General features: G+C 71.6%; 22 protein-coding genes and 2 tRNA genes. 21 read left to right on the forward strand and 3 right to left on the reverse strand.

Translation table 11 applies throughout. The features are described 5' to 3' along the window. From ACFYXV_RS14135 to galE, 6 genes are all read left to right on the forward strand, one after another. Window positions 1-3,382 (forward strand): ribonuclease E/G (locus tag ACFYXV_RS14135; RefSeq protein WP_389382997.1); only part of this gene is annotated, 3,382 nt, incomplete at its 5' end. A 284-nt stretch (window positions 3,383-3,666) separates the two neighbouring features. Then, on the forward strand, window positions 3,667-3,987 hold the full coding sequence (gene rplU / locus ACFYXV_RS14140; RefSeq protein WP_030715748.1) for a 50S ribosomal protein L21: 321 nt from the start codon (window positions 3,667-3,669) through the stop codon (window positions 3,985-3,987). 13 nt (window positions 3,988-4,000) lie between these two features. Next, complete coding sequence (gene rpmA, locus ACFYXV_RS14145; RefSeq protein WP_048480572.1) at window positions 4,001-4,255, forward strand: 50S ribosomal protein L27; 255 nt, start codon at window positions 4,001-4,003, stop codon at window positions 4,253-4,255. 169 nt (window positions 4,256-4,424) lie between these two features. Continuing rightward, entirely contained in the window at window positions 4,425-5,870 is a 1,446-nt protein-coding gene (gene obgE / locus ACFYXV_RS14150; RefSeq protein ID WP_030862386.1) for a GTPase ObgE, read from the forward strand. Window positions 5,871-5,946: 76 nt separating this feature from the next. Further along, on the forward strand, window positions 5,947-7,566 hold the full coding sequence (locus tag ACFYXV_RS14155; protein ID WP_389382998.1) for a glycosyltransferase family 2 protein: 1,620 nt from the start codon (window positions 5,947-5,949) through the stop codon (window positions 7,564-7,566). Window positions 7,567-7,645: 79 nt separating this feature from the next. Beyond that, the gene (galE, locus tag ACFYXV_RS14160; protein ID WP_389382999.1) at window positions 7,646-8,647 is read left to right on the forward strand and encodes a UDP-glucose 4-epimerase GalE; all 1,002 of its coding nucleotides are present in this window, start codon (window positions 7,646-7,648) and stop codon (window positions 8,645-8,647) included. A 94-nt stretch (window positions 8,648-8,741) separates the two neighbouring features. Here the strand turns inward: galE and ACFYXV_RS14165 are convergent, their stop codons facing one another. Continuing rightward, window positions 8,742-9,890, reverse strand: coding sequence for a glycosyltransferase (locus ACFYXV_RS14165; protein WP_389383000.1), 1,149 nt, complete (start codon window positions 9,888-9,890; stop codon window positions 8,742-8,744). After that, window positions 9,887-12,769 (reverse strand): CDP-glycerol glycerophosphotransferase family protein, encoded by a 2,883-nt coding sequence (locus ACFYXV_RS14170; protein WP_385472433.1) that lies wholly within the window; start codon window positions 12,767-12,769, stop codon window positions 9,887-9,889. Before ACFYXV_RS14170 ends, ACFYXV_RS14165 begins: the two co-directional genes overlap by 4 nt. Window positions 12,770-12,927: 158 nt before the next feature. Here ACFYXV_RS14170 and ACFYXV_RS14175 point away from each other — a divergent pair, with 158 nt between their 5' ends. From ACFYXV_RS14175 to ACFYXV_RS14205, 7 genes are all read left to right on the forward strand, one after another. Continuing rightward, window positions 12,928-13,959 carry a glycosyltransferase family 2 protein gene (locus ACFYXV_RS14175; RefSeq protein ID WP_389383001.1) on the forward strand — a complete coding sequence of 344 codons (1,032 nt, stop codon included), beginning with the start codon at window positions 12,928-12,930 and terminating at the stop codon, window positions 13,957-13,959. 3 nt (window positions 13,960-13,962) lie between these two features. Continuing rightward, entirely contained in the window at window positions 13,963-14,385 is a 423-nt protein-coding gene (locus ACFYXV_RS14180) for a GtrA family protein (protein WP_389383002.1), read from the forward strand. A gap of 89 nt (window positions 14,386-14,474) precedes the next feature. Further along, on the forward strand, window positions 14,475-15,602 hold the full coding sequence (proB, locus tag ACFYXV_RS14185; protein WP_383344556.1) for a glutamate 5-kinase: 1,128 nt from the start codon (window positions 14,475-14,477) through the stop codon (window positions 15,600-15,602). A gap of 61 nt (window positions 15,603-15,663) precedes the next feature. Continuing rightward, window positions 15,664-16,083 carry a hypothetical protein gene (locus ACFYXV_RS14190; RefSeq protein ID WP_383344553.1) on the forward strand — a complete coding sequence of 140 codons (420 nt, stop codon included), beginning with the start codon at window positions 15,664-15,666 and terminating at the stop codon, window positions 16,081-16,083. Between the two features lie 80 nt (window positions 16,084-16,163). Then, window positions 16,164-17,441: a glutamate-5-semialdehyde dehydrogenase gene (locus tag ACFYXV_RS14195; protein WP_389383003.1), complete on the forward strand. Its 1,278-nt coding sequence runs from the start codon at window positions 16,164-16,166 to the stop codon at window positions 17,439-17,441. Between the two features lie 77 nt (window positions 17,442-17,518). Continuing rightward, window positions 17,519-18,067 (forward strand): hypothetical protein, encoded by a 549-nt coding sequence (locus tag ACFYXV_RS14200; protein WP_385472420.1) that lies wholly within the window; start codon window positions 17,519-17,521, stop codon window positions 18,065-18,067. Between the two features lie 68 nt (window positions 18,068-18,135). Then, on the forward strand, window positions 18,136-19,299 hold the full coding sequence (locus ACFYXV_RS14205; protein ID WP_385472417.1) for a hypothetical protein: 1,164 nt from the start codon (window positions 18,136-18,138) through the stop codon (window positions 19,297-19,299). Here ACFYXV_RS14205 and ACFYXV_RS14210 read toward each other — a convergent pair. Further along, window positions 19,283-20,362 (reverse strand): M48 family metallopeptidase, encoded by a 1,080-nt coding sequence (locus tag ACFYXV_RS14210; RefSeq protein WP_385472414.1) that lies wholly within the window; start codon window positions 20,360-20,362, stop codon window positions 19,283-19,285. The two genes, ACFYXV_RS14205 and ACFYXV_RS14210, sit on opposite strands and share 17 nt — an antisense overlap. A 141-nt stretch (window positions 20,363-20,503) precedes the next feature. Here ACFYXV_RS14210 and ACFYXV_RS14215 point away from each other — a divergent pair, with 141 nt between their 5' ends. The 8 genes from ACFYXV_RS14215 (at window position 20,504) to ACFYXV_RS14250 (ending at window position 25,113) form a co-directional block, all read left to right on the forward strand. Next, on the forward strand, window positions 20,504-20,671 hold the full coding sequence (locus ACFYXV_RS14215) for a hypothetical protein (protein ID WP_037836848.1): 168 nt from the start codon (window positions 20,504-20,506) through the stop codon (window positions 20,669-20,671). Between the two features lie 67 nt (window positions 20,672-20,738). Continuing rightward, on the forward strand, window positions 20,739-21,356 hold the full coding sequence (gene nadD, locus ACFYXV_RS14220) for a nicotinate-nucleotide adenylyltransferase (protein ID WP_030862415.1): 618 nt from the start codon (window positions 20,739-20,741) through the stop codon (window positions 21,354-21,356). 24 nt (window positions 21,357-21,380) lie between these two features. After that, window positions 21,381-23,087, forward strand: coding sequence for a LytR C-terminal domain-containing protein (locus ACFYXV_RS14225; protein WP_389383004.1), 1,707 nt, complete (start codon window positions 21,381-21,383; stop codon window positions 23,085-23,087). A 108-nt stretch (window positions 23,088-23,195) separates the two neighbouring features. Beyond that, window positions 23,196-23,642, forward strand: coding sequence for a ribosome silencing factor (gene rsfS / locus ACFYXV_RS14230; protein WP_030159316.1), 447 nt, complete (start codon window positions 23,196-23,198; stop codon window positions 23,640-23,642). Continuing rightward, window positions 23,639-24,295, forward strand: coding sequence for a histidine phosphatase family protein (locus tag ACFYXV_RS14235; protein WP_385472449.1), 657 nt, complete (start codon window positions 23,639-23,641; stop codon window positions 24,293-24,295). Before rsfS ends, ACFYXV_RS14235 begins: the two co-directional genes overlap by 4 nt. 134 nt (window positions 24,296-24,429) lie before the next feature. Beyond that, window positions 24,430-24,502 (forward strand) — tRNA-Ala (locus ACFYXV_RS14240). A 144-nt stretch (window positions 24,503-24,646) separates the two neighbouring features. Next, window positions 24,647-24,880 carry a hypothetical protein gene (locus ACFYXV_RS14245; RefSeq protein ID WP_008738908.1) on the forward strand — a complete coding sequence of 78 codons (234 nt, stop codon included), beginning with the start codon at window positions 24,647-24,649 and terminating at the stop codon, window positions 24,878-24,880. Window positions 24,881-25,040: 160 nt separating this feature from the next. Further along, window positions 25,041-25,113 (forward strand) — tRNA-Ala (locus ACFYXV_RS14250). Window positions 25,114-25,312: the final 199 nt, after the last annotated feature.

Consider the following 25,312-nt stretch of genomic DNA (forward strand, 5'->3'; position numbering starts at 1 on the left):
GGAAGCCGCTCCGGTCGCCGCCGCTCCGGCCGTGCCGGTCGTCGAGGAGCCCGCCGCTCCGGCGCCGCGTGCCCGCCGCCGTGCCACCCGCGCCGTCACGGCCCCCGAGGCGCCCGCCGCCGAGGTCGCCGAGTCCGCTGCCGAGGTGCCCGCGCCGAAGGCCACCGTCACCGTCGCCGACGCCGTGGACTCCCCGAAGCGCGGCGGCCGCCGCCGTGCCACCCGCTCCACCGCGTCCGCCGCTCCGGCCGCCGCACCCGTGCAGCCCGCCGCGGAGGAGCCCGCCGCTCCGGCGCGGGGCCGCCGCGCCGTGCGTCCGGCCGTCGCCGTGTTCCAGGCGCCGGTCTTCGCCGAGCCGATGTTCCAGACCCCGGAGACCGCCGCCATGGCCGCCGCGGCCGCCGCCGCGGCCGTCGAGGCCGAGGAGGTCGAGGAAGAGGAAGAGCTCGAAGCCGAGGCCGAGGTCGTCCAGGCGCCCGCCGCCCAGCCGGCCGGCCGCCGCCGTCGCCGCGGCCGCGGTGCGGCCGAGGCCGCACCGGCCGAGTCGGGGCCGGTCTCGCTGGCCGACGTGGAGCGCGTCGAGGACGAGGCCGAGGCCGCCGAGCTCGACGAGGAGAACGCCGAGTTCGAAGAGGGCGACGAGAGCGGCGAGCGCCCGTCCCGCCGCCGCCGTCGCGGTGGCCGTCGCCGCCGCCGCGGTGAGGCCGCCGACCTCGACGAGTCCGCCGAGGAGGAGGCCGAGGCCGCCGACCAGGAGGCGGACGAGGAAGAGGGCTCCGCCGACGAGGACGACGAGGAGAACGGGGCCCTCGGCTCCAGCTCCAGCCGTCGCCGCCGTCGCCGTCGCCGCCGCAGCGGTGACACCGGTACGGACGCCGAAGCGGGCGAGGAGGACGGCGTACGGACCGTCGTCAAGGTCCGCGAGCCGCGCCCGGCCCGCGAGAAGGCCGAGCCGTCCGACGAGGTGCAGTCCATCAAGGGCTCGACCCGTCTGGAGGCGAAGAAGCAGCGCCGCCGCGAGGGCCGCGAGCAGGGCCGCCGCCGCGTCCCGATCATCACCGAGGCCGAGTTCCTGGCCCGCCGCGAGGCCGTCGAGCGCGTCATGGTGGTCCGCCAGTCCGGCGAGCGCACCCAGATCGGCGTCCTTGAGGACAACGTGCTCGTCGAGCACTACGTCAACAAGGAAGAGGCCACCTCGTACGTCGGCAACGTCTACCTGGGCAAGGTCCAGAACGTGCTGCCGTCGATGGAGGCCGCCTTCATCGACATCGGCAAGGGCCGCAACGCCGTCCTGTACGCGGGCGAGGTCAACTTCGAGGCGCTCGGCATGGCCAACGGGCCGCGCCGCATCGAGTCCGCCCTCAAGTCCGGCCAGTCGGTCCTGGTGCAGGTCACCAAGGACCCGATCGGCCACAAGGGCGCCCGCCTGACCAGCCAGGTCTCGCTGCCCGGCCGCTACCTGGTCTACGTGCCCGAGGGCTCGATGACCGGCATCAGCCGCAAGCTGCCCGACACCGAGCGCGCGCGCCTGAAGACCATCCTCAAGAAGATCGTCCCCGAGGACGCGGGCGTCATCGTGCGCACCGCCGCCGAGGGCGCGAGCGAGGACGAGCTGCGTCGCGACGTCGAGCGTCTGCAGGCCCAGTGGGAGGACATCCAGAAGAAGTCGAAGCAGATCTCGACCTCTTCGCCGAGCCTGCTGTACGGCGAGCCGGACATGACCGTCCGCGTCGTGCGCGACATCTTCAACGAGGACTTCTCGAAGGTCATCGTCAGCGGTGACACCGCCTGGGAGACCATCCACGGCTACGTGAACCACGTGGCCCCGGACCTGGCCGACCGGCTGTCGCGCTGGACCTCCGAGGTCGACGTCTTCGCGACGTACCGGATCGACGAGCAGCTCGCCAAGGCGCTCGACCGCAAGGTGTGGCTGCCCTCGGGCGGTTCCCTCGTGATCGACAAGACCGAGGCGATGATCGTCATCGACGTCAACACCGGCAAGTTCACCGGTCAGGGCGGCAACCTCGAAGAGACCGTCACCAGGAACAACCTGGAGGCGGCCGAGGAGATCGTGCGCCAGCTGCGGCTGCGCGACCTGGGCGGCATCGTCGTCATCGACTTCATCGACATGGTCCTGGAGTCCAACCGCGACCTGGTCCTGCGGCGGATGCTGGAGTGCCTGGGCCGCGACCGCACGAAGCACCAGGTCGCCGAGGTGACCTCGCTGGGCCTGGTCCAGATGACCCGCAAGCGGGTGGGCCAGGGCCTGCTGGAGTCCTTCTCCGAGACCTGTGTCCACTGCAACGGGCGCGGTGTGATCGTGCACATGGAGACGCCGACCGCGGTCGGCGGCGGTGGCAACGGCAAGCGCGCCAAGCGGCGCGGCGGCCGCGGCCACGAGCACGACCACGAGATCGAGGGCGTCGAGAGCGTCGAGGTCCTCGAAGCCGACACCGAGACCGAGGCCGAGGTGGCCGCCGAGCTCGCGGCGCCGGTGGCGCTGCCCGAGCCGGCGTTCGTCGCGGACGAGGAGCTCTACGGCAGCCCGGCCGAGGCGGAGGCCGCGGCCGGCCTGAGCGGCCGCCGCAACCGCCGCCGTGCCACCCGCAAGGCGACCGCCCCGGCGGGCGCCCCGCGCGGTACGGCCGCCCAGGCTCCGGCCCGCGCGGCCGAGCCCGTGGCCGAGGCAGCCGTCGAGGCCGTCGCCGAGCCGGTGGTCGAGGCCGAGCCGGTGACCGAGGCCGCCGACACGGTGCTGGAGCCGGCCGCCGAGGTCGTCGCGGAGGCCGTGGAGGCCGCCGAGACGGTCGAGGCCGCGCCCAAGGGCCGTACCCGTCGCCGGGCCACCCGCAAGGCCACGGCCCCGGCCCCGGTGGCCGAGGCCGCCGTCGAGCCGGAGCCCGAGCCGGAGCAGGCCGCGCCGGCCGCCCCGGAGCCCGAGGCCGTGGAGGCCCCGGTCGCCGAGGTCCCGGCCGAGGAGGAGGCGCCGGCGGTGGAGGCCGCACCGGCCCGTACCCGTCGCCGTGCCACCCGTAAGGCCACCGCACCCGCCGGCTCCCCGGCCGGCGCGGCGGAGGCCGCCGTCCTGGTCGTCGAGACCGCCGCTGCCGAGCCCGAGGCCGCCCCGGCCCCGGCCGAGACCGCGGAGGCCCCGGAGGCGGCGGAGGAGGCCGAGAAGCCGGCCAAGAAGGCGGTCCGCAAGACGGCCGCCAAGAAGGCTCCGGCGAAGAAGGCCACCGCCGCCAAGAAGGCGACGGCCGCCAAGAAGACCGTGGCCAAGAAGGCGACCGCCAAGAAGACCACGGCGAAGCGGGCGACGAAGAAGACCGCGGCGGCCGAGCAGCCGTCGCAGCCCTCCGTCTCGGCTCCGACCGAGGCCTGATCCACCGCTGAGTGACACAGCGGCCGTGGGCCCCGCCGAACAGGCGGGGCCCGCGGCCGTGAAGGGCCCGGTTTGCTCCTACGGGACCGGCCCCGTAACCTAGACCGTCGGCGTGTCGTAGCACGCGCCGCGCTCCTGAGCACCTTCCTCACGTTCCGTACGCGCAAGCGTCGTGCGAGAGAGGCCGCTCGTCCAATCCGGATCGGTGTGGTCCTGCCCTCGCGGCGGGTCTGCCTGAGCGGCTGGCTTCAGGAGCATCCGTCCCGAGTGAGAGAGAGATCCGCGTGTACGCCATCGTGCGCAGCGGTGGTCGCCAGCACAAGGTTGCTGTCGGCGACATCGTTGAGGTTGACAAGATTTCCACTGCCAAGGTTGGCGACACGGTCGAGCTCTCGACCCTGCTCGTTGTCGACGGCGACGCCGTGACCAGCGACCCGTGGGTCCTGGCCGGTATCAAGGTCACGGCCGAGATTGTGGACCACCACAAGGGCGCCAAGATCGACATCCTGCGCTACAAGAACAAGACCGGCTACCGCCGTCGCCAGGGTCACCGCCAGCAGTACACGGCGATCAAGGTCACCGGTATCCCCGCGGCTGCGAAGTAAGAGGGACTGAGACATGGCACACAAGAAGGGCGCATCGTCCACCCGGAACGGGCGCGATTCCAATGCTCAGCGGCTCGGCGTGAAGCGCTTCGGCGGTCAGGTCGTTTCCGCTGGTGAGATCCTCGTCCGCCAGCGCGGCACCCACTTCCACCCCGGTTCGGGTGTGGGCCGTGGCGGCGACGACACGCTGTTCGCGCTGCAGGCGGGTGCCGTCGAGTTCGGCACGCACCGTGGCCGCAAGGTCGTCAACATCGTTCCGGCCGCCTGATCCAGCTTCTGCTGATCAGCGGTACGTAACTTCCCGAGGGCGGATCTCAGCTCTTCCCGGCGCGAGCCGGGAAGAGAGGTCCGCCCTCGGTGCGTTGTCATACAGACCACGTTTTAATGGGCAGCTAGGCCTGCCCGGGACATTCCCGTATGTATCTGGAGGAACAACCATGACCACCTTCGTGGACCGCGTCGAGCTGCATGTCGCCGCGGGTAACGGGGGCCACGGCTGCGCCTCCGTTCACCGGGAGAAGTTCAAGCCGCTCGGCGGCCCCGACGGCGGCAACGGCGGCCGTGGCGGCGACGTCATCCTGGTGGTGGAGCAGGCGATCACCACCCTGCTGGACTACCACCACAGCCCCCACCGCAAGGCCACCAACGGCAAGCCCGGCGAGGGCGGCAACCGCTCCGGCAAGGACGGCCAGGACCTGGTCCTGCCCGTGCCGGACGGCACCGTCGTCCTCGACAAGGAGGGCAACGTCCTCGCCGACCTCGTCGGCCAGGGCACCACGTACGTGGCCGCCGAGGGCGGCCGCGGCGGCCTCGGCAACGCCGCGCTGTCCTCCGCCCGCCGCAAGGCCCCCGGCTTCGCCCTCCTCGGCGTCCCCGGCGCCACCGGCGACATCGTCCTGGAGCTCAAGACCGTCGCGGACGTGGCCCTCGTCGGCTTCCCGTCCGCCGGCAAGTCCTCGCTGATCTCGGTGCTCTCCTCCGCCAAGCCGAAGATCGCGGACTACCCCTTCACCACCCTCGTCCCGAACCTGGGCGTCGTCACCGCCGGCTCGACCGTCTACACGATCGCCGACGTCCCGGGCCTGATCCCGGGCGCCAGCCAGGGCAAGGGCCTCGGCCTGGAGTTCCTGCGCCACGTCGAGCGCTGCTCGGTCCTCGTGCACGTCCTGGACACCGCCACCCTGGAGTCCGACCGCGACCCGATCGCCGACCTCGACGTGATCGAGGAGGAGCTCAAGCTCTACGGCGGCGGCCTGGAGAAGCGCCCGCGCCTCGTCGTCCTCAACAAGGTCGACATCCCCGACGGCCAGGAGCTCGCCGACATGGTCCGCCCGGACCTGGAGGCCCGCGGCTACAAGGTCTTCGAGGTCTCCGCGGTCGCCCGTACGGGCCTCAAGGAGCTCTCGTACTTCCTCGCCGAGGGCATCGCCAAGGCGCGCGCCCGCAAGCCGAAGCAGGAGGCGACCCGCATCGTCATCCGCCCGAAGGCCGTGGACGACGCAGGCTTCACCGTCACGTACGACGAGGTCGAGGACGTCTACACGGTGCGCGGCGAGAAGCCGGAGCGCTGGGTCCGCCAGACCGACTTCAACAACGACGAGGCCGTGGGCTACCTGGCCGACCGCCTCAACCGCCTCGGTGTCGAGGACGCGCTGAAGAAGGCCGGCGCCCGCGCCGGCGACGGCGTGGCCATCGGCTCCGACGAGAACGCGGTCGTCTTCGACTGGGAGCCGACCATGATGGCCGGCGCCGAGATGCTGGGCCGCCGCGGTGAGGACCACCGCCTGGAGGCCCCGCGTCCGGCCACCACCCGCCGCAAGGAGAAGGAAGCGAAGCGCGGGGACTCGGCGCAGCAGGAGTACGACGAGTTCCGTCCCTTCTGATCTGCCGCTCCGCCGCCGGGGCGCCCCGGCGGCGGAGTTGAAGTGATGTTTACGCCGGTCGCCTAGGATCCACTGGGTGAGCAGCACCAACACTCCCAGCGTTTCCGTCGTGGTGATCGCGTACAACGACGCCGTGCTCGTGGGCGAGGCCGTTTCCTCGGCCCTCGCCCAGGGCCCGGTCGTCGCCGAGGTGATCGCCGTGAACGACGCCTCGGCCGACGGCACCGCACGGGTGCTGGACGAGCTGGCCGCCGTCCACCCCCGCCTGAAGGTCGTGCACCGCACGGAGAACAGCGGCGGCTGCGGCACCCCGCGCAACGACGGGATCGCGGCCGCGACCTCCCCGTACGTCCTCTTCCTCGACAGCGACGACGTGCTGCCCCCGGGGGCGGCCGACGCCCTCGTGCGCGCCGCCGAGGAACACCGCGCGCCGGTGACCGTCGGCGCGTGCGTACGCCGTGAGCTGCCGCTCCACCACGACGTGCCCTGGATGCCCGGGCTGTACACGGCGGGCGACGTGATCGAGCGGCCCGCCGACCGGCCCGAGCTGGTCCGGGACACCCTCTGCGTGAACAAGCTGTACGAGCGGGCCTTCCTGGACAAGCACGCGATCCGCTTCCCCGACGGCCGGTTCACCTACGAGGACTTCGTCTTCACCGCGCGCGTCCTGGCAGCCGCCCCGCGCATCGCCGTCATCGGCGACCTCGTCTACGTCTGGCACGTGCGCCGCGGCGCCGCCCAGGTGTCGATCTCCCTCGACCGCAAGGACGTCGGCAACTGGCGCTCCCGGATCGAGGCCCACCGCGAGGCCCGCCGCATCATCACCGGGTCCTCCCCGGAGCTGGGCCTCGCCTGTCAGGTGAAGTTCCTGGAGTACGACCTGCGCATGTACCTGCGCGAGCTCGGCAAGGACCCCGGGTACCAGGCCGCCTGGTGGACGCTGACCCGCGATTACCTCGCCGGCTTCGACGAGGCCGCCGTGGAGGCCGCCGGGGAGCACGCCCGCTGGATCGTCCGGCTGCTGCGTGCCACCGCGACCCCGCCCGCCGACGTCGAGCGGCTCACCCGCTTCGCCGCCGAGCCGCCCCGGCTGCTGCCCCCGTACGCCACCGGCCCCGGCGGGCAGCCCGTGTGGAGCGAGGAGCTCCCGGTGGTCCTCGACGGGCTGGCCGGGCTTCCGGTGGCCGAGCTGCCGGTCAGCATCGACGCCGAACCCGTCGGCGCCGGCCGGCTGCGGATCCGGGTGCGCGAGCTGTACGGGCGCCTCGCCGAAGCCGGACCGCGCACCGCCCGGCTGAGCTTCGTGCCCCGCTCGGGCGGGCAGCCGGTCCGGGACCGGCCGGTGGAGCTGCGCGCAGCCGCCGACGGCGACGGGTGGACCGCAGAACTGCCGTTCCGGCTCACCGGGGTGGCCGCCGCGGGGCGCCGCCAGGGCCGCCGGGGCATGCAGGCGTGGGGCGTTCAGGTGGGCGTGGAGTTCGCCGACGGGAGCTCCCTGGTCACCTCCCCGCGCCCCCTCGAAGGGCTCCTGCACCGCCGCGCCCTGCCGAGCAGCAGGTACGGTGTTCTGCTGGCGCAGCCGTTCCGTACGGGCGGGGGATCGCTGGCCCTGCGGCTCGCGCCGGGTGCCGCGGGCGCGCTGAGCCTCGTACGCAACCGTCTCCACCGGGCCCGGGCAGGCCGCGGATCGGAGTGAAGACGGGCGGCGATCGCAAGGTCGCCCGAGATTTCGGACAGGACCCCGGAACCGCTCCGGGGACCCCAGGGAGGTACGCATGACTTTTCTGATCACTGGTGGCGCCGGCTACATCGGCTCCCACGTCGTCCGCGCGATGGTGGCCGCGGGTGAGAGCGTCGTCGTCTACGACGACCTCTCCACGGGCAACGAGGACCGCGTCCCGGAGGGCGTCCCGCTGGTGATCGGCACGGTCCTGGACCGGCTGAACCTGGACGAGACCCTGCGGCGCTACAAGATCACCGGCGTGGTGCACCTGGCGGGCAAGAAGCAGGTCGGCGAGTCCGTCGAGAAGCCGCTGTACTACTACCACGAGAACGTGGAGGGCCTTCAGGTCCTGCTGGGCGCGGTGGCCGCGGCCGGCGTGCGCAACTTCCTCTTCTCGTCCTCCGCCTCCGTGTACGGCATGCCCGACGTGGAGCTCGTCACCGAGGAGACCCCCTGCGCGCCGCTGAGCCCGTACGGCGAGACGAAGCTCGCCGGCGAGTGGCTGGTGCGGGCCGCGGGCAAGGCGCACGGCATCTCCACCGCCTGCCTGCGCTACTTCAACGTGGCGGGCGCGGCCGCCCCCGAGCTCGCGGACACCGGTGTCTTCAACCTGGTGCCGATGGTCTTCGAGCGCTTCGACAAGGGTGAGGGCGCCCGGATCTTCGGTGACGACTACGCGACCCCGGACGGCACCTGCATCCGCGACTACATCCACGTCGAGGACCTCGCCGAGGCCCACGTGGTGGCGGCCCGCAAGCTCGTCGAGTGGGGTGCGACCGGCGACTACAAGGACCTCACCGTCAACATCGGCCGCGGCGAGGGCGTCTCCGTACGGGAGATGGCGCAGCTGCTGAACGAGGGCACCGGGCACACGTACGAGCCCGTCGTCGTTCCGCGCCGCCCCGGTGACCCGGCGAAGGTCGTGGCCTCGGCCGACAAGATCGCCGCGGAGCTGGGCTGGAAGGCCAAGCACGACGTCCGCGAGATGATCACCTCGGCCTGGGAGGGCTGGGAGGCCAACCGCAAGGGTGAACTGCCGCACGTCGCGCGCTGAGCCCACGCCGCGCAGCACGACGTGAAGCCGCCCGCCCCGGACGCGTTCCGGGGCGGGCGGCTTCGTGTCGTACGGAGGCTCAGCGCTCCAGGGCTCAGCGCTCCAAAAACGTGAACAGCTCTTCCCAGCGGTCGGTGATCTCGGCGCTGGAGTACCGCTGCACGTTGCGGAAGGCGTTGTCGCCCATCCGGTCGCGCAGTTCGCGGTCCCCCATGAGCGCGCCGAGGTGCCCGGCCAGCTCCATCGTGTTGCCCAGCCGGGCCAGCAGCCCGTCCTCGCCGTGCTCGACGATCTCCCGTACGCCCGGCGCGCAGTCGAAGGCGGCCACCGGCACGCCCGCGGCCATCGCCTCCAGCAGCGTGATCGGGAAACCCTCCGCCCGCGAGGCCTGCGCGAACACCGAGGCCCCGCGCAGCGCGCCCAGCACGTCGTCGGTACTGCCCATCCACTCCACGGAGTCGGTCAGCCCGAGGGCCGCGGCGTGTGCCCGCAGTGCCGGCTCCTCGACGCCCGCCCCGTAGATCCGCAGGACCCAGTCGGGGTGGTGCGGGACGGCGTCCGCCCACGCGTCGAGCAGCAGGTCCATGCCCTTCTCGAAGGCGAGGCGGCCGACGCTGGCGACGACCTTCCCGGTGCGCGGCGCGGGGGAGTCCGGCATGAACGGCAGCGGGTTCGGCATGCTGCCCACGTTCTCCATGCCGGCCCGGATCCACAGGTCCGCGTCCTCCGGGGTCAGCACCAGCAGCCGGTCGACCTCGGGGTAGTGGCGGCGGACCCGCTCGCCGCGGGTGGACTTCTGGCTGGCCTCGAACGACTCGTGGCTCATGCCGATGACGCTGAGCCCCTTGGTGTCGGAGAGCGCCACCCACTCCATCGCCCAGACCTGCGTGACGATCACGACGGCCCCGGGGCCGGCCGCGCGGAACAGCTCGTTCAGCTCCTCCGCCTTGGCCCGCATCTGTGCCCGCCGCGCAGCCTGGCGGCGCCGCTCGGGGGCGTTCAGCCTGCCCTTGATCCCGCGCAGGCGGCGCGCCTTCGGCGGGTGGGCGTCGTACAGGGTGGTCGTCGCGTACGGCAGGTCCTGCGGCAGCTTCTGCCGGATCTCCTCGGCGACCGGGGCGATGCCGACGATGTGCACCCGGTGCCCGCGGTCGGTGAACAGCCTGGCCATCTGGTGCGACCAGGTCGTCACGCCGCCGAGCTCGTCGACGCTGTTGGAGACGATGAAGATGTCCCGGCTCACTTGCCGCTCCCGGTGAAGAACTTCTCGACGATCTGGCGGGCCGCGTTCCCGCGGTCGTACTCGCCGAACTCGGTGAGGAAACGCTGCCGGGCCTCGGCGTACTTGGCGTCCGCCTCGTCGAAGGCGGCGAGGGCCTGGAGGAGTTCGCCGGCCGTGGCCACCACCGGGCCGGGCGCCTTCTCCTTCAGGTCGAAGTACGTGCCGCGGATGTCGGTCGCGTACTTCTCGTAGTCGTACGCGAAGAACACCATCGGCCGGTCCAGGACCGAGTAGTCGAACATCACGGACGAGTAGTCGGTGATCAGCCCGTCGGCGAGTGCCAGCAGCGGGGTGATGTCGTGGTGCCGGGACACGTCGATGACCCGGCCCGCGACCGATGGCGGCAGCGAGACGCTGTTGAGGTAGTGGGTGCGCACCAGCAGCGTGAAGCGGTCGCCGAGGCGTTCGGCGAACTCCTCCACGTCGAAGGGGAACTCGAAGCCCTCGACCGCGCCGTCCGCGGTCGCCCGGAAGGTCGGTGCGTACAGCAGCACCTTCTTCTCCGGGTCGATGCCCAGCTCGGCCGCGAGCGGACCGCGCACCCGCTCCCCGCTCTGAGCCTCGGCGCGTTGCGCCTCGACCAGTGCGTCGTTGCGGGGATAGCCGGTGCGCAGCAGCACCTCGTCGCGCAGCCGGAAGCCCTTGGCGAGGGTGCGGGCGTCGTGCTCGGAGCGGATCAGGAAGTGGTCGAAGCGGTTGACGGCCGCCTGGAAGCGGTCCTGGCCGGCCTTGCCCTGCGCCTTGGTGCGGGGCTCGTGGAAGCCCATGCGCTTGAGCGCGGAGCCGTGCCAGGTCTGGATGTACGTGGTTCCCTCGCGCTTGGCCAGGGCCAGGGGGAAGCCCTGGTTGTCGACCCAGAACTCCGCCTGCGCCAGTGCGCGCAGGTACGGCCAGCTCCAGCGGCGCACCAGGGTGGCGTCCTTGGGGAAGCCGGTGGGCTTGCCGCCCGCGTACGACCAGATCGCCTCGAACGGGACGCCCTGGCGGACCATCTCCTCGTAGATCGCCTTCGGGCTGTCGCTGTACTGCTTGCCCATGTGGCTCTCGAAGACGACCGTGCCCTTCTTGACCGGCAGCTTCGAGAAGACCTCGTGGTAGACCTTCACCTTCTGCTCGCCCGAGCCGAGGTTGCGGCGGGCCCGCAGGGCCTTGCGCAGGCCCCGCTTGACCACGCCGGCGGCCTTGCCGTGCATCGCGCTGCTGATCAGCGTCTGCGTGCGGACGGCGGCGGCGCCCTGGGCGGTCAGGACGTAGGAGAGGTTCCCCTTCTTGGTGACCTCCGGCTCGAAGCGGTCGGAGACCAGCCGGGTCAGCCGCGGGCGCACGCGCAGGCGGGCGGCCGACTCCATGTCGACCCCGCCGACGGAGACGCGGGTGGTGAGGCGGGTGCCGCCGGCGGTCAGCTTCAGGCGGACGTCCCAGACGGCGTCGATGATGCCGAGGGGACGGACGGTGCTGCCGATGTCGGCCGTGGCGGTCCACTCGATCGTGTCACCGGCGTGCCGCACGGTTGCCGCCGGGAAGCTGAACGACCGCACGCCGATCTGGCGGCGGGCGCGGAACTCCAGCGTGGCCGTCAGCTCCGCTTCCGGGCTGATCCGGCCGAGCGGGTTGACCACGGAGCCCGAGAGCGTGACCGTGCCGCGCCCGTCGTCCTCGTACGAGGTCAGGCGGTTGCCCAGCGCGAGGGAGGAGAGCGGCGTGGTGTGGAAGCCCTGGTCGGTGACGTCCAGTATCCGCCGGGCCTCCGCGCCCTCGTTCTCGTCGTCGATGTGCGAGGCGCACCAGTAGACGCGGCCGTCGCGCTCGGCGAGCGGGGAGGTGAGCCGGCCCTTGTTGGTCATGGCGTCGGCGGCCGGGATCAGGTTGTCCCAGTCCTCCCTGCCCAGCAGGTAGGCGCAGATCGCCTGGAGGTACGTGACGTTCTCGTACGCGGCCGGGTCGATGCCGGCCAGGTAGCCGTTGGCGAGGCGGGCGAACTCCTGGCGGTACGCGTCGCCCAGCAGGGGCAGGTCGCGCAGGTGCAGCACCAGGTCGTGCTTGAGGAACTTGGCGTCCTTCGCGGACTTGATGTCCGTGTGGCCCTTGGCGGCCAGCAGCTCGTCGACGCGGCGGTGGATCTCCATCCGGTGGACGAAGTTCGCGATCTCGTGGCGCCGGTTGCTGATGGACTTCGCGGCGGCCTTCTCGACCACGTTCCAGTAATAGACGTGGTTCGGGATGAGCGTGATGCGGCGGGCGGCCACGTAGGCCTGCGCGGAGAAGAGCAGGTCCTCGTAGTGGATGCCGACCGGGAACTCCAGGCCCTGCTCCAGCAGGAACGCGCGCCGGTAGCACTTGTTCGTGGAGAGGGTGTCGTAGACCAGCAGGTCCGGGTCCTCGGTGATCGACTCCAGCGTGCGGGTGCGCGAGTAGATCCACGGGTACCACTCGGTGGTCTTGCCCCACCGGTTGTCGAGGTGCACGCGCACGCACATGCCGGAGACCAGGTCGGACCCGGTCCGCTCGGCAGCGGCCAGCATGTTGCGGCAGGCGTTTCGTTCCAGCACGTCGTCGCTGTCCAGGAACATGACGTACGTGCCGGTGGCCTGCCGGATGCCGTGGTTGCGCGGCGCGCCACACCCGCCGCTGTTCTCAGGCAGCCGGAAGGCGCGCACTCTGCCCGGGTGCGCGGCTTCGAGCTCCTGGGCGATCGCGTACGACCGGTCCTTGCTGCAGTCGTCGACGATCACGACTTCGACCCCGTGCAGGGTTTGGTCCAAAACCGACTGGACGGCTGTCGGCAGACGCTCTGCGTCGTTGTAGACGATGACGACCACGGAGACGTCAGGCACGTGCACCTCGATCCCTTTGTTCCATTCCGCTTAACCCGTCAAAGCTACCGTGTGCCGCGCTCGGATCCGGCAGGCCGACCCTCGGCGTGCATACTTCTAAGGAAGAGGTGTGTGGCGGGTCCGGTCGCCGACAATCACCCGTTCGGACCCAGCAGGAAGTGTTCATGACGAAGCTGTCCGTAGTAGTCCCTTGCTACAACGAAGAAGCCGTGATCGACAGCTTCGACCTGGAGATCCGCAGGGTCCTGGACTCCCTGCCCGTCGAGTACGAGGTCTGCTACGTCGACGACGGAAGCCGCGACGGCACCCTCGCCAAGCTTCGCAAGATCGCCGCCGAGCACGGGGACCGGACCCGGTACGTCTCCTTCAGCCGCAACTTCGGCAAGGAGGCCGGCATGCTCGCCGGCCTGCGCGAGGCCACCGGCGACGCGGTCGTGATCATGGACGCCGACCTCCAGCACCCGCCGGAGCTCATCGCGACCATGCTCGACTACTACCGGCAGGGCCACGACCAGATCATCGCCCGCCGGACCCGCGAGGGCGACAAGAAGGTCCGCTCCGCGCTCAGCCGCCTCTACTACCGCGGGGTCAACCGCTGGGTCGACGTGGAGCTCACCGACGGCGTCGGCGACTTCCGCCTGCTGTCCCGGCCGGCCGTGGACGCGCTGCTGTCCCTGCCCGAGTACAACCGCTTCTCCAAGGGCCTCTTCTCCTGGATCGGCTTCGACACCGTCCACTTCGACTACCGCAACGCCCAGCGCGAGGCCGGCGAGACGAAGTGGAAGTTCGGCGCGCTGCTGAACTACGCCATGGACGGGCTGATCTCCTTCAACAACCGGCCGCTGCGGATCGGGATCTGGGCGGGCGTGTCGCTGGTGGCGCTGACCGCCCTGTACGCCGTGTACATCGCGATCATGGCCATGACCAACGGGGTCACCGCACCCGGTTACGTCACCCTCGTCGCGATCATCACCGGCATCGGCGGCGTCCAGATGATCATGCTGGGTCTGATCGGCGAGTACATCGGCCGCATCTACTACGAGACCAAGCGCCGCCCGCACTTCCTGGTGAAGGAGGCGCACGGCGCGGACCCGCAGGCCCGCCCCGACACCGCCGGGGTCCAGGCCGACGCCCGCGAGCGCGGCGGCCTGTCCGCCTCGCGCCAGACGGTCTCGGCCGAGCGCGAGGTGCGCTGAACCATGCGCAGCCAGCTCGGCCAGATCTTCCGCTTCGGCCTCGTCGGGGCCGTCAACACCGGCACCTTCTTCGCCATCTACCTGCTGCTGCACCCGTGGATGCCGTACTTCCTCGCCTACACCCTGGCCTTCCTGCTGGCGATGGTCGGCTCGTTCTTCATGAACACCTACTTCACCTACCGGACCAGGCCCACCTGGAAGAAGTTCCTCCTCTTCCCGCTGACGAACATCACGAACTACGTGATCCAGTCCGCCGGGCTCTACGCCCTGGTCACCTGGGCCGGACTGGACACCCGGATCGCCCCGCTCGTCGCCGCCGTCGTGGCCATCCCCTTCACCTACCTGCTCTCGCGCAAGATCCTCGTCCCGGGCGCGGCCGCCGCGGCCGATGACCCGGAGCCGGCCCGCAGTGGCTCCGGGGCTTGAGTCCACCGTCTGAAACCCCTGCGCGGGCCCGGCGCACCACCCCGTAGATTGAGGTGGCAGACGTACCGGCAAGGGGCAAGGGGACAGACGTGTCAGCGGCTAGGCAAGGTGTCGTGGACGCCCGCAGGATCGTGGTCAAGGTCGGCTCCTCCTCCCTGACCACCGCAGCGGGCGGACTCGACGCGGACCGGGTGGACGCCCTGGTCGACGTACTGGCCAAGGCGCGCAGCGGCGGCGAGAAGGAGATCGTCCTGGTCTCCAGCGGAGCCATCGCCGCCGGGCTCTCCCCGCTCGGTCTGCGCCGCCGCCCGACCGACCTGGCCCGGCAGCAGGCCGCCGCCAGCGTCGGACAGGGTCTGCTGGTCGCCCGGTACACCGCTTCCTTCGCGCGGTACGGGGTCCGCGTCGGGCAGGTGCTGCTGACCAGCGACGACACCAGCCGCCGTGCCCACTACCGCAACGCGTACCGGACCCTGGACCAGCTCCTGGCGATGGGCGCCCTGCCCGTGGTCAACGAGAACGACACCGTCGCCACGGACGAGATCCGCTTCGGCGACAACGACCGGCTCGCCGCCCTCGTCGCCCACCTGGTCCGCGCCGACCTCCTCGTTCTCCTGTCCGATGTGGACGGGCTCTACGACGGCGATCCCTCGCTGCCCGGCACCACCCGCATCGACGAGGTGCGCGGCCCCGAGGACATCGCGCACGTCTCGATCGGCAGCGCCGGCAAGGCGGGCGTCGGCACCGGCGGCATGGTCACCAAGGTCGAGGCGGCGCGGATCGCGGCCGCGGCCGGCATCCCGGTCGTCCTCACCTCGGCCAGCCAGGCTGCCGACGCCCTCGCGGGCCGGCTCACCGGTACGCACTTCCACGCCACGGGCCGCCGCTCGGCGGACCGGCTGCTCTGGCTCCAGCACGCCTCGGCCCCGCAGGGGCACCTGGTCCTGGACGAGGGCGCCGTACGCGCGGTCACCGAGCGCGGCAGCTCCCTGCTGCCCGCCGGGATCGCGGCCGTCGAGGGCGATTTCGTCGCCGGTGACCCGGTGGAGCTGCGCGGGCCCGACGGCCGCGCCGTGGCCCGCGGGCTGGTCAACTTCGACGCCAAGGAACTCCCGCAGCTGCTGGGCCGCTCCACGCGGGAGCTGGCGAAGGAACTCGGCCCGGAGTACGAGCGCGAGGTCGTACACCGCGACGATCTGGTCCTGCTGGAGGGCTGAGGTTCGGTAAAACCGCCGCGCGGCGGGCCGGGGACTGGTCAACTGTGAGGGGCGGACAGGCATGGCGCAGACAGGAGGCGGGCTGGTGAGACGAGCGCTGACCAGCATCAGCGGCGGCGGGGACGACGAGCAGGTCGAAGCCTCCCGTCTCTGGCACGTCACCCTGAGCGTCTCCGGCAAGCCGGCGCCGCTGTCGGAGGTCCGGCGCGGCCTGGAGCAGCTGGCGCACGACCACCCCTTCCTGCTGACCAGCCGGTACGCCGACGACCACGCGGAGATCCGGTACTGGGAGGAGGCCCGCGACCTCCACGACGCGGCGGCCGTCGCCCTGCGCCTGTGGGGCGAGCACCGCTCCTCGGCGCAGCTGCCGCCGTGGGAGATCGTCGGCCTGGAGGTCATCGACCGCGCGACGTACCACCTCCGGGTGGCGGAGGGCTACGGCCCGCCCCCGGCGCACCCGGTGGGCGTGCACCCGTACTGAAGGCGCGCACCCGCGAGACGGCCGTCTCGCGGGGTGGAACCCCCGCGGTCCCGGCGGGCCCGGGGACTACCCTGGGCGGCATGACCTCGCTCGACGCCCCCGTCTCGCCCGTGATCGCCACCGCGCAAGCCGCCCGTACCGCCGCCGCGGCCATCGCCCCCCTCCCGCGGTCCGCCAAGGACACCGCCCTCCTGGCCATCGCGGACGCGCTGGTGGCCCGTACGGCCGAGATCGTCGAGGCCAACGCCGTGGACATCGCCAAGGCGCGCGAGGCCGGCACCAGCGAGACCGTCATCGACCGCCTCACCCTCACCCCGGAGCGCGTCGCTGCCATCGCCTCCGACGTCCGGGACGTCGCCGCCCTCCCCGACCCCGTCGGCGAGGTCGTCCGCGGCTCGACCCTCCCCAACGGGATCGACCTGCGCCAGATCCGCGTCCCGCTCGGCGTCGTCGGCATCATCTACGAGGCCCGCCCCAACGTCACCGTCGACGCCGCCGCCCTCTGCCTCAAGTCCGGCAACGCGGTCCTGCTGCGCGGCAGCTCCTCCGCGTACTCCTCCAACACCGCCCTCGTCGCCATCCTGCGCGACGCCGTCGAGAGCGCCGGCCTGCCCGCGGACGCGATCCAGCTCGTCCCCGGGGAGTCCCGCGACTCCGTCCGCGAGCTGATGCGCGCCCGCGGCCTCGTCGACGTCCTCATCCCGCGCGGCGGCGCCTCCCTCATCAAGACCGTCGTCGAGGAGTCCATCGTCCCGGTCATCGAGACCGGTACCGGCAACTGCCACGTCTACGTGGACGCCCAGGCCGACCTCGACATGGCCGTGGACATCCTCGTCAACTCCAAGGCGCAGCGGCCCTCCGTCTGCAACTCCGCCGAGACCCTCCTGGTCCACCGCGACATCGCCGACGCGTTCCTGCCGCGCGCCCTCGACGCCCTCGCCGAGGCCGGCGTGACCGTCCACGGCGACGACCGGGTCCTCGCGGCCGCCGAGCACTCCAAGGCCACCGCGCTCCCCGCCACCGACGAGGACTGGGCCGCCGAGTACCTCTCGTACGACATCGCCGCCGGGGTCGTGGACTCCCTCGACGACGCCGTCGCCCACATCCGCCGCTGGACCTCGGGCCACACCGAGGCGATCGTCACCACCTCGCAGGCCGCCGCCCGCCGCTTCACCCAGCTGGTCGACTCGACCACGGTCGCCGTGAATGCGTCCACCCGGTTCACCGACGGTGGCCAGTTCGGCTTCGGCGCCGAGATCGGGATCTCCACCCAGAAGCTGCACGCCAGGGGCCCGATGGGCCTTCCGGAGCTCACCTCCACCAAGTACATCGTCACGGGCGACGGTCACGTCCGGTAGCCGGACCCCGTACACCGGGTGGCCGGAATTCGGCGCACGCCCTGCCCAAAGCGCCGCCCCCGGTCTAGGCTGGTGCCGTGCCGGACGACGTGGGGGGCAAGTTCCCGGACGACGGGGAGCCCGACAACGACGACCGCGGAGGCGCGGATCAGGACTTCGCCTCCGTGGTGTTCGACGAGGACTTCGTCCGGAGCGCCGAGATCCATGAACCGAGCGCCGCGGAGCGCCAGCGCGCCTCGGACCGGGCGCGCGCGGAGGCGGAAGCCGCCCGCGCCGTCGCCGGCGGCTGGACTTCCGACGACGACTACGAGGGCTACGGCTACGGCCGTCCCGACGGGTACGGCATCGACGAACCCGGCTGGGACCACCGCCCCGGATACGCGGAAGGCCCGTACGGGGCCTACGGCGGCGCCCTGCGGCCCTACCGGGGCCGCTCGCCCTGGCTGCGCCCGGTCGCCTGGGTGCTCGCCTTCGTGATGGGCCTCGGCATGGTCGCCCTCGCCTTCAGCGCCGTCTACCGCAGTGCGTCGAGCGACGCGGACCACGCGCCCGCGCCCGCCACCACCCCGCTCACCGAAGTCACCGGCGCCGGAGCGTTTACGTACCCCGTCGTCCGCCAACCCTGAAGGTACGACCCCACTCGCGTTCAGCGGAGTCGGGGGCTTCTCTGAAGCGGGGACAGCGGGGAGAAGCAATGGCCGTGCCAGGAGATCCACCCGACGGCACCCCCGAGGGCATCGGCGGGGGTGACGAGGAGTTCCGGTCGGACGAGTACCGGTCGGTGGTGTTCGACGAGGACTTCGTCCGGGCTGCCCGGCTCCAGGAGTTCTCCGCCCAGGAGCGCATGGGCGAACACGCGCGGGCCGTACGCAGCCGGTCCATCTGGTCCGGCGCGGGCTCCGCCGGGCCCCGCACCGGCACGCCCGGCCGCGGCGCCCGCCAGGGCATGCTGCTCGTCCTGCTCATCGCCGTGGCCTTCGCCGTGGCCGTCTACATGGGCCTGAGCAATCCGAGCCTGCCCCCGGCCGTCGGCCGCACCGAGGCGCTGGCCAGCACGGTCGTGCCGCTCGCGCCCGCCACGGCGGTGCCCGGCGGACGCCCCGCCGACCTGTACGCGAACAGCCCGGCGGCCGACTACCGCGTCGGGGCGGCCGGGATCACCCTGCCCGGCGCGCGCCGCACCCACCACTTCACCGAAGGCCAGGTCGTCACCGCGCTGTCCATCGCCAAGGACTACCTGGTGCAGTCCTCGCTGGACCCCGACGTGCTGGCCGGGGCCGCCACCCGGCCCGTGCGGGTCCTGCTCGACCCCGACCAGCTGGACCAGTTCGACCGCAGCATGACCTCCCCCTCCGGCGACGGGCGGCACGCCGCCACCGGCTGGCTGGTCCGCTTCGACCCGGGCACGGCCGTCGTGGCCGACACCCGGGTCCGGGTCAGCGGAACCCTCGCCATCGACGAGGTCTCCCCGGACGTCCTCGAAGTGATCACCGACCACACCTTCGTGTACGCCGTGCGCCCCGCCACCGGATCACCGGCGGCCGCCGGCGGCGCCTCGCTCTTCACCGTCCGGCGGGAGCTGAAGCTGCGCTTCGACCGGGACGACCTCGTGGCCCGCCGGGCGGAGCTGGTCACCGCCTATGTGATGGCCGGACCGCAGGACTGCTCCAACGAGCCGGCCGGAGGCTTCCGCCCCGTCCTGGCCGGGGCCGGACCGACCACGGTCGGCCCGGCCGCGAGCGATCCGTACGCCAGCGGCACCCCCCGGCGGGCCGCCGGGCTGTGCGGTGTACTGGCGCCGCCCACGCCCGCCGGGGCGGCCCCCGCCGACCCGGCTCCGGTCAGCCCTGCTCCGTAGGCCCGCCCTTGGCCCCGCCGTTCGCGGCGCCGCCCCCGCCGGCCGCGCCGGTGAACTTGTCGCGCAGCTTGCCGCCGACATCGGCCGCCCCGCCCGCGATGTCGCCGACCAGCTTGAACAGCGGGTCCTTGCTGCTGCGCACCGCGTCCGCGTAGTGCGAGGCCGACTCGCGGAAGGAGTCCGACACCGAGGTGTCCTTGTCCTCGTCGCGCCTCGGGTAGTGGCCGTCCATGATCCGCTGGTAGTCCCGGTTCTGGGACCACTTCTTCAGCTCGGCCGCCCGCACGGTGGCGAAGGGGTGCGTGCGCGGCAGCACGTTGAGGATCTTCAGGACGGAGTCGCGCAGATCGCCGCTGGACTCGTACTCCTCGGCCTGGGCCAGGAAGGAGTCCACGTTCATCTCGTGGAGGTGGTTGCCGCCCGCGAGCTTCATCAGCCCCCGCATCGACGCGTTCACGTCCTGCCCGACCAGCAGCCCGGCCCGGTCCGCCGACAGCTCCGACTTGCGGAACCACTCCCGCAGCGCGGTGACGAGCGTCATGATCGCCACATTGCCCAGCGGGATCCACGCCACCTTCAGCGCCAGGCTCGTCAGGAACAGCAGGATCGTGCGGTACACCGCGTGCCCCGACAGCGCGTGGCCCACCTCGTGGCCCACGACCGCCCGCATCTCCTCCTCGTCCAGCAGCTCGACCAGGCTCGTGGTCACCACGATGATCGGCTCGTCCAGCCCGATGCACATCGCGTTCGGCCTCGGGTCCTGCTGCACGTACATCTGCGGGACCTTCTCCAGGTCCAGGATGTAACAGGCGTCGCGGAGCATCTCGTACAGGTGCGGGAACTGGGTCTCGCCCACCCGGACGGAGTCCGACAGGAAGAGCAGCCGCAGGCTGCGCTCCGGAAGCAGGCCGCTCAGGGCCTTGAACACGGTGTCGAACCCGCTCAGCTTGCGCAGGGCCACCAGCGCCGAGCGGTCCGCCGGGTGCTCGTACGCGCGCGAGGAAATCCCGGGGAACCTCCTGCGGTCCCTCGCCGGCACCTTCTCGAACCCGGTCTCCTTCATGACGCCCTCCCCCTTGATCGGCCTGCGTGCTCCTGCGTCTATCCTCTCCAACGCCTGAGTCGGCGTGAGCGTGCCCCAGGCCCCCGCATACGATGTGAGCGAAGTCTCCGCCCGCTCCCCGACTCGATAGGTATCTGCCTGATGAGCCTCTCCTCCACCGCCCACAACCTGGTCGTTCTCGCGTCGGAGGGCGCCGAGCAGCACGGCGGCAACCACGACAGCCTGAACCCGTACCTGACCGGCGGCGGCGCGCTGTTCATCCTGCTCCTGATGCTCTGGGTGACCACGCGCCTGAACCGCGACCGCTGAGCCGTCGTCGCGCACACGCTCGAATGCGGGTCCGCACCGCTCCGCCGGGCCAGTAGGCTCTGCGCTCATGGGAGAGCAGGAGATGCCTACCGGCCCGGTCAAGCGCCGGCTCGGCGTGATGGGCGGGACATTCGACCCGATCCACCACGGACACCTGGTGGCCGCCAGCGAAGTGGCCGCCCTGTTCCACCTCGACGAGGTGGTGTTCGTACCGACCGGCCAGCCGTGGCAGAAGTCGCAGCGCGCCGTGTCCCCCGCCGAGGACCGCTATCTGATGACGGTCATCGCGACGGCCTCGAACCCGCAGTTCTCGGTGAGCCGCATCGACATCGACCGCGGCGGGCCGACGTACACCATCGACACCCTGCGTGATCTGAGCGCCCTCAACGAGGACGCCGATCTGTTCTTCATCACCGGTGCCGACGCCCTCGCCCAGATCCTGACCTGGCGCAACGCCGACGAGCTCTTCTCGCTCGCCCACTTCATCGGGGTCACCCGGCCGGGCCACGTGCTCACCGACGACGGGCTCCCCGAGGACGGCGTCTCCCTGGTGCAGGTGCCCGCGCTGGCCATTTCCTCCACGGACTGCCGCACCCGGGTCGCCCAGGGGGACCCTGTCTGGTACTTGGTGCCCGACGGTGTGGTGCGCTACATCGACAAGCGTGAGCTGTACCGGGGAGCCTGAGCTTCCGGAGAGAGGGGCCCCGCGGTGAACGACCGACAGGATCCGTACGACCCGTACGCCCAGGAGCAGCAGCTCATCGGCTACGACCCGTACGGGCGGCCGGTGTACGGCCAGGTGCCCGCGCAGCCCGCCCCCGGGCAGCAGTACGACCAGGGGTACGAGCAGCAGCAGTACGGCTACGACCCGCAGGGCTACGGCCAGCAGGCCTACTACCCGCAGCAGCAGCCCCAGCAGCAGCCCCCGCAGCCGGCCGCCCCCGATTACGGGCAGCAGGAGTACCCCGGGCAGCAGGAGTACCCGCAGGCCCCCGGCTACGGGTACGACACGCGGCAGACCCAGCAGTGGATCCCGCAGCAGGCAGCCCCCGAGCCGCCGGCCCCCGCGGCCGCCCCGGCCCCCGCGGCCGGGCCCGAGCCGGGACGCGCCGACCGGGTCCCCGAACCGCGCCGGCCCGAGGGCGGGCAGCCCGCCGCCGGCTACCAGACCGAGCAGTTCGCGTTCATCGACCAGCCGGACGAGGACTCCGAGGACGTCATCGACTGGCTCAAGTTCACCGAGAGCCGGACCGAGCGCCGCGAGGAGGCCCGCCGCCGCGGCCGCAACCGGGTGGTCGCCCTCATCGTCGTCCTCGCCCTCTTCGTCGTCGGCGGGGTCGGCTACCTCTGGTACGCGGGCAAGCTGCCGTTCCTGGACGGCCCCGGGCAGAAGAAGGACGCCGCCGCCTCCGGACCGCAGAAGCGCGACATGATCGTCGTCCACTTGCACAACACCAAGAAGGGCGGCACCTCCACGGCGCTGCTCGTCGACAACGTCACCACCAAGAAGGGCGCCACCGTCCTGCTGCCGAACACGCTGGGCGTCGCGAAGGACGACGGCACCGGCACGGCCCTCGGCAAGGCGGTCGAGGAGGGCGGCGTGGGCGTGAAGGACTCCCTCGACTCGGTGCTCGGCACCCACATCGGCGGTACCTGGCGCCTGGACACCCCCTTCCTGGAGAACCTGGTCGAGCTGGTCGGCGGCATCGAGGCCGACACCGACGTCGCGGTCCCGGCCGACGACGCCGCCAAGATCCCGGCCGTGGGGCAGGGCCCGAAGCAGCACCTCAGCGGCGCGATGGCCGTCGCGTACGCCACGTACCGCGGCCAGGGCGAGCCCGAGGCCAAGCAGCTGGACCGGCTCGGCAAGGTGCTCTACGCGGTGCTGCGCAAGGTGCCCGGCGACGCGAAGTCGGCGACCGTCACGGTCGAGAGCATGGGCCAGATCCTCGACCCCTCCCTGAACGCCCAGGCCCTCGGCGCGCTGCTGGCCAAGCTCGGCGAGCACGCCAAGGAGGGCGCGTACCGCACGGACGTCCTCGCGGTGAAGCCGGACGGCACGCTCACCGACGACGCCAACAAGACCGTCGTCAAGGAGGTGCTCGGCGGCAGCTTCACGGCGGCCCAGGCCGGCACCGCGCCCCGCGTCGGGCTCAAGGACGCCACCGGCGACGAGAAGACGCAGGTCGCGGCGAAGGCGGCGCTGCTGAACGGCGGCTACACCTTCGTGGACGGCGGCAAGGCCGACAAGACCCAGCCCGCCACGCAGATCACGTACCAGGACGACGCGCAGCGCCCCAAGGCCATCGAGGTGGCCAAGACGCTGGGCTTGGCGGAGACCGTCGTGAAGAAGGGCGAGAACGCGGTGAACGCCGACATCGTGGTGACCCTCGGCAAGGACTACAAACCGTCCTGACCAGGGCACGGGCGGGTGGTCCCGGCCCGCGCGCCGCTGCGCGCGGGCGGGGTCGGCGGTGCATGAGACCCTTGTATGGATCTGCCCGCCAACCCGAAAGCATGGCCAGTGACCGCCACGGACCGCTCCATCGAGCTCATCACCGCCGCCGCCCAGGCCGCGGCCGACCGGCTCGCGCACGACATCATCGCGTACGACGTCAGCGACGTGCTGTCGATCACCGACGCCTTCCTGCTCGCCTCGGCGCCCAACGACCGCCAGGTCAAGTCGATCGTCGACGAGATCGAGGAGCGTCTGCTCAAGGAGCTCGGCGCCAAGCCGGTGCGCCGCGAGGGCGACCGCGACGCCCGCTGGATCCTGCTCGACTACATCGACATCGTCGTCCACGTGCAGCACAGCGAGGAACGGGTCTTCTACGCGCTGGAGCGCCTGTGGAAGGACTGCCCCGAGATCGAGCTGCCCGAGGACGCCAAGCTCACCAAGGGCAAGGCGGAGGAGCACGCCAAGCTGCGCGAGGCGGCGGGCGACGAGGACCTGGACGGTGATCTGTTCTGAGCGCGACCCCCACCCGCAAGACGGGCCGGAAGATCGTTCTCTGGCGCCACGGCCAGACCTCGTGGAACCTGGAGCGCCGTTTCCAGGGCTCCACGGACATCGAGCTGACCGAGACGGGTGTGGCGCAGGCGCGCCGCGCCGCCCGGCTGCTCGCCTCCCTGAAGCCGGCCGCCATCGTCGCCTCGGACCTGCGGCGGGCCTCGGCCACGGCGGCCGAGCTGGCGGCCGTCACGGGCCTGCCCGTGACGCACGACGCCGGGCTGCGCGAGACGTACGCCGGTGAGTGGCAGGGCCTCACGCACGAAGAGATCATCGCGAAGTACGGCGAGCAGTACGCGGCGTGGAAGCGCGGCGAGCCCGTGCGCCGCGGCGGCGGCGAGCTGGAGACCGAGGTCGCCGACCGCGCGGCGCCGGTCGTCCTGGAGCACGCCGACCGGCTGCCGGAGGGCGGCACGCTCGTCGTGGTCAGCCACGGCGGCACCATCCGTACGACGATCGGCCGGCTGCTGGGCCTGGACGCGTACGACTGGGAGGGCCTGGGCGGGCTCTCCAACTGCTGCTGGTCCGTCCTCGGCGAGGGCGCGCGCGGCTGGCGTCTGATGGAGCACAACGCCGGCACGCTGCCGGAACCGGTGCTCGGCGACGACGACTGAGGCCGCCTCAGGGCGGCTCCCGCCCGGCTCCGTCCGGGCTCCCCTGCGGATTTCACTTTCCGGCTGGTCACAGGCTAGAGTTCTTCTTGTTCGCAGCGAAGAACGCCGGAAACGGGGGGAACGCGGCGGAGAGCGGGGCTATAGCTCAGTTGGTAGAGCGCCTGCATGGCATGCAGGAGGTCAGGAGTTCAATTCTCCTTAGCTCCACAATTTGGATCCCGTCCCCAACAGGGGGCGGGATCCTTCCGTTTGTTCCTCCGGTGCCTGCTGACCTGCCCCGTACCCGCGTGGCAGAATCGGGACCGCCGGAGGGGGAGTCGACGGCCCGACGCGGGAGGGAGTCGCTGACGGATGGGTGCACACCGGCGGCGGTGCGACTGGTGCAACAACGGCACGCCGATCGTGCGGGACATGGACCCGGTCAACCCCGACTACCAGTACTGGTGCGAGGAATGCGCTCGGGCGCTGATCATAAAGGGCGACCCGATCGAGACGTACCGCGAGCTGGAGGGGGAGCCGATCTATGGGCGGCTGCTCGACGAGCACTGCACGCTCAAGCGGTTCTACCAGTTCGCGAGGGCGTGAGCCCGGCGGCGCCGCGACGGACAACAGGTACGAAACGGGCAAACCCGAGTGCCTGGAAACCGATTTTTGGACCTGGGCCATGACCGTGTAATGTTCTCGATGTCGCCAGGGGGAACCGGCAAGGGAAACCGAGCAGGGGCCCGGCGGCAGAGAGAAGCAAGGGGCTATAGCTCAGTTGGTAGAGCGCCTGCATGGCATGCAGGAGGTCAGGAGTTCAATTCTCCTTAGCTCCACAGAAGAGAAGCGGGCCACCCGGATCGGGTGGCCCGCTTCTCGTTGTGCGGAACGGTCGAGCGGCCGCCGGACCCGCTGCGGTACCCTGGCGCCATGCGTGCCGTACGCCTTCTGCTTACCGAGCCGCGCTGATCAGTACCGACCCGAGACGGTCGGCATCGGCGCGGCGCCCCCTCCTGTGCGAGGGGTTTTTTCGTT

The organism is Streptomyces sp. NPDC002181, from assembly GCF_042890485.1.
GTDB lineage: Bacteria > Actinomycetota > Actinomycetes > Streptomycetales > Streptomycetaceae > Streptomyces.

Excerpts from the sequence above, each read along its gene's own strand:
- ACFYXV_RS14190 (WP_383344553.1), top strand. The coding sequence starts at position 15,664 with ATGGCGCAGACAGGAGGCGGGCTGGTGAGACGAGCGCTGACCAGCATC.
- ACFYXV_RS14180 (WP_389383002.1), top strand. The coding sequence starts at position 13,963 with ATGCGCAGCCAGCTCGGCCAGATCTTCCGCTTCGGCCTCGTCGGGGCC.
- nadD (WP_030862415.1), top strand. The coding sequence starts at position 20,739 with ATGGGAGAGCAGGAGATGCCTACCGGCCCGGTCAAGCGCCGGCTCGGC.
- ACFYXV_RS14210 (WP_385472414.1), bottom strand. The coding sequence starts at position 20,362 with ATGAAGGAGACCGGGTTCGAGAAGGTGCCGGCGAGGGACCGCAGGAGG.
- rpmA (WP_048480572.1), top strand. The coding sequence starts at position 4,001 with ATGGCACACAAGAAGGGCGCATCGTCCACCCGGAACGGGCGCGATTCC.
- ACFYXV_RS14215 (WP_037836848.1), top strand. The coding sequence starts at position 20,504 with ATGAGCCTCTCCTCCACCGCCCACAACCTGGTCGTTCTCGCGTCGGAG.
- ACFYXV_RS14245 (WP_008738908.1), top strand. The coding sequence starts at position 24,647 with ATGGGTGCACACCGGCGGCGGTGCGACTGGTGCAACAACGGCACGCCG.
- ACFYXV_RS14205 (WP_385472417.1), top strand. The coding sequence starts at position 18,136 with ATGGCCGTGCCAGGAGATCCACCCGACGGCACCCCCGAGGGCATCGGC.
- ACFYXV_RS14195 (WP_389383003.1), top strand. The coding sequence starts at position 16,164 with ATGACCTCGCTCGACGCCCCCGTCTCGCCCGTGATCGCCACCGCGCAA.
- obgE (WP_030862386.1), top strand. The coding sequence starts at position 4,425 with ATGACCACCTTCGTGGACCGCGTCGAGCTGCATGTCGCCGCGGGTAAC.
- ACFYXV_RS14175 (WP_389383001.1), top strand. The coding sequence starts at position 12,928 with ATGACGAAGCTGTCCGTAGTAGTCCCTTGCTACAACGAAGAAGCCGTG.
- galE (WP_389382999.1), top strand. The coding sequence starts at position 7,646 with ATGACTTTTCTGATCACTGGTGGCGCCGGCTACATCGGCTCCCACGTC.